The organism is Lacticaseibacillus manihotivorans DSM 13343 = JCM 12514 (assembly GCF_001435035.1).
Lineage (GTDB): Bacteria > Bacillota > Bacilli > Lactobacillales > Lactobacillaceae > Lacticaseibacillus > Lacticaseibacillus manihotivorans.
In genome coordinates, this window is record NZ_AZEU01000229.1 from 1 (window position 1) to 3,921 (window position 3,921).

General features: G+C 49.4%; 3 protein-coding genes. 2 read left to right on the plus strand and 1 reads right to left on the minus strand.

Translation table 11 applies throughout. The features are described 5' to 3' along the window. Positions 1–112 precede the first annotated feature (112 nt). On the plus strand, positions 113–1,105 hold the full coding sequence (locus FD01_RS12045; RefSeq protein ID WP_056964519.1) for a hypothetical protein: 993 nt from the start codon (positions 113–115) through the stop codon (positions 1,103–1,105). Positions 1,106–1,129: 24 nt separating this feature from the next. Continuing rightward, on the plus strand, positions 1,130–2,836 hold the full coding sequence (locus FD01_RS12050; RefSeq protein WP_056964521.1) for a M3 family oligoendopeptidase: 1,707 nt from the start codon (positions 1,130–1,132) through the stop codon (positions 2,834–2,836). Between the two features lie 53 nt (positions 2,837–2,889). Here FD01_RS12050 and FD01_RS12055 read toward each other — a convergent pair whose 3' ends face one another. Continuing rightward, on the minus strand, positions 2,890–3,843 hold the full coding sequence (locus tag FD01_RS12055; RefSeq protein WP_054719733.1) for an NADP-dependent oxidoreductase: 954 nt from the start codon (positions 3,841–3,843) through the stop codon (positions 2,890–2,892). Between the last annotated feature and the right edge of the window lie 78 nt (positions 3,844–3,921).

The window sequence follows — 3,921 nt, forward strand, 5'->3', positions numbered from 1 at the left end:
GAATCTGGGAACGGGCCTCTATTGATTTTCAAGACGGTCTGTTATTGGGTGCTTACCTTGGAGCGCTTGCTACAATACAGATAACGACACGGAGGGAAAATGGGGAGTGGGCATGCATAAATTATCATTGTGGCAAAAAATTGGGCTGGTTGCATTACTATTAGTGGTCGCCGCCGGGCTGGGATTAGGGATCCGGTATCATGACCATGTGCAAGCTGATCGCCAGCATCAAGACCGGGTGTATCAACAATTAGACACGCTTGAAAAGGCAAAGGCACGCGTCGACACCGAAAAAACGGAATCAGGCAAGCTAACGGGGTTATTGTCTTTGATTGCGTTGGCGGATACTTATGACCGTTCTCAAGATGCTGATGCCAAGGTGAAACATCAATATCAAGTGGCGATTGCTGACGCTCGGAAAAGTTTCGTTAAGCAAGACCAGGCCAAACTCAAGGCGTTGACGCCTGAAACCAAGACCTTGGCCAAGTTAGATGATGGCAAGCTGAAAAAACAAATTGCCGATCTCGGCGATTTGAAGAAAAGTGTCAAAGCCCATCATAAAGCGGTGTATTCGGCCAAGACCTACAAAGCACTTTTAGCCAAAATCGATGACGCGGTCAAAATACAAACTGATTTATTGAAAAAGCATCAAGACGCGGCTAAAAAATCCGCCGATGACAAGAAAAAGGCCGCCGCGGCGCAAGCATCCGCTGACGCCAACAGTACGACGGATCAAACCGATACCACCAGCGACACCACTGCCACTGATGATGGCACGAGCGGTGGCAATACTTCAGGTAATAGTACCTACACGGGCTCAACTTACACGGGCTCGACGTATGGCGGGTCGAATACGTCAAGCTACACTGGTGGCAGTCGTTATACCGGCAACACTTGGCGGCCATCCAGTGCATCCAACCAGTCAAGTCGTGCTGGTGCGTCGACAACTGGCAGTACCGGTACAAATTCGAACTCAACTGCCGGTAGTACAGCTGCTGGTTCAAGTGCTGATAATGGTGGGACTGGTTCTAACACGGACAACACCGATTCGACGGCGACCCAACCTGATGCGACCACTGACTTGACCAATGATTCTGATCAATAATCGAGAAAGCAGATGACCTGAACAATGAATTTTGATGAAGTGAAATATGCCCGGCCAGATTTTGAAGCGTATGCTCAACAATTAAAACAAACTGCAACGCAACTTGCCAACGCTGAAGATGCCAAAAGCGCAATTGCCGTCGCGAAAGCCACAGTGCCTGCAGTCAATGCGGTGATGTCTGCGGCAATGTTGGCGACGATTCGTCACAGCATCGATACCCGCGATGCTTATTACACCGCCGAAGATGAATATTGGAATGAATTCGGCCCGCAATATGATAACGTGGAAACCGATTATCTCAAAGCCTTGGTCAATAGCCCTTACCGAGAAGCATTGGAAGCAGTCTATCCCAAGCCTTTCTTTTTGAAGGCGGAAAATCAATTGCGCGTCCAAACGCCTGCTGTCCTTGAGTTGCAACAGCGCGATAATCAATTGATCAGCGAATATGACAACTTAACGGCTGGTGCACAAATTGACTTCGACGGCAAAACGTACACTTTGGCGCAACTTGGTGGCCCAATGGCAGACGCGGATCGTCAAACCCGCAAAGCTGCGAGCGCTGCTTATTGGGGTTGGTATGCTGACCATGAAGCCCAAATCGATCAGATTTATGATCAAATGGTTCAAGTGCGCACTGAAATTGCGCACACCTTAGGCTTTAAAGACTATGCTGAAATGAGTTATGTCTTTATGGATCGCTTCGGTTATGATGAAGTGCAAGTGGCCAAGTATCGCCAAGCGATTCAAACGCAAGTGGTGCCTAAAGTCGTCGCCCAACGTCAAAAGCAAGCCAAACGCTTAGGCTTGGCCAAACTCGATTATTTTGATCTAGGCGTTCAGTTCAAAACGGGTAATGCCAAACCTGTGGGGACACCGATTGAATTAGTCGCTAAAGCCAACCATATGTATCACCAAATGGCACCAGTAGCAGGTGAATTTTTCCAACATATGATCGATTCGCACTTGCTGGACTTGGTGGCTAAGCCTGGCAAAGCTGGCGGTGGTTATGCGGAATACATTCCAAGTATTGAATCGCCATTTATTTTCTCAAACTTTAACGGGACTAGTGGCGACGTTGATGTGTTGACCCATGAAGCCGGTCATGCCTTGCAAACTTATGTGGCGCGCTGGATTCAACCTGGCGACACAGTATTTCCAACCAATGAAGCGGCAGAAATTTTCTCCATGAGCATGGAATTCATCGCTTATCCATACATGCCAGCCTTTTTTGAAGGGCAAACGGACAAATATCTCTATGCGCATTTGCAAGCGGCGTTGGAATTTCTGCCTTATGGGATCTTAGTTGATCACTTCCAACACGAGGTTTACACGCATCCCACCTGGACGCCAGCTGAACGCAAAGCCGCTTGGCGCGATTTGGAAAAGCAGTATTGTCCAGATCGGGATTACAGCGAAAATCCGGCTTTAGATCGTGGTATTTATTGGTTCCGCCAAGCTCACATTTTTGATGTGCCATTTTATTATTTGGATTACACGATCGCCCAAGTTGTGGCCTTTGAATTCTGGCAACGCTTCAACGTCGAACATGACCCTAAAGCGTGGGAGGATTACATGGCAATGGCCAAAGCTGGTGGCTCGCAAACCTTGATGGAATTGATCCAAACCGGGCATTTGTGCTCACCGTTTGAAGCTGCGACCTTAAAGGATACCTTGGATGCGGTCCAACAGGCGCTTGATGCAGTGGATGACACCCAGCTCGATCACAATTAAAAAAACGACGTCAGTTTCTTCTATTTAAAGAAGATCGCTGACGTCGTATTTTTTTACAGCAGATTCCGATCGACATGGGCGGCATTGAGTACAGCATCTGGTTGCATCACGACAAGCTTGCCACCAGTGTTGCCCGCTTCTAACAATTCATGACCGCGGCGCACGCCGGCCAGTGTGAATGGCAAGCTTTCGCCAACGGTCATGGACAACCCCCAAGCGCGAGCCGTTGACACCAAGGCGGCCAAAGCCACATCAGTCGGCGCGAGTTTGGTCAACGCGAGTTTTTGATAATCGCCATCTGGCACGTCAACATACGCGCTGGTCAATAACTTCCCGCCACTGGTGACCAGCCGTTGGGCTAACGGCGTGGTTGCACCGTTGAAGCGAACGTTGACGACCGTGGGATAATGATGCGATTGCAGGGCTTGGGCTTCCACATCATCTAAAATGACATCCGCCCCTAAGGCTTTGAGTTGGTCGTGATGCGCCAAGCCGGCGATAGCGACGACATGTACACCTTGAGCTTTGGCGAGTTGCACTAACACACTGCCGATGCCACCACCGGCCCCGATGATCACCAGCGAGTCATGGGCGTATAAATCAAGTTGCGTTAAAATTGAGAAAGCGGCGATTCCGACTAAAGGCAGGGCCGCTGCAGTCATAAAGCTGATGGCAGTCGGCTTTTTAATGATTTTGCTAGTGCTAGCAGTCACGAATTCACTGTAGCCGCCGATGGGCCGATAGTTGATCACCACATCGCCGAGTGCGTAATCACTGACGCCTTCGCCAATGGCCGAAACCCGACCCACCACGTCCGAGCCTGGCACGATCGGAAATTTCAACGGCCGGCTAGTTTGTTCCCCGCGCCGCAAACTGGCATCATAGGGATTCAACCCAAAGCCCAAGACTTCCAGTTGCACCTGGCCGGCTTTAGGTTGTGGGGCCGGGGCATTGATGGTGGTAAAGGCCTTGGGATCACCAAAATGTTCAAATCCGAAACGTTTCATTTGTCTTCCTCCTCAAGAATTGTGGTACTGTCAAACGTACCTCGTTTAAATTCATAATTTCCGAACAATAAAAAACAC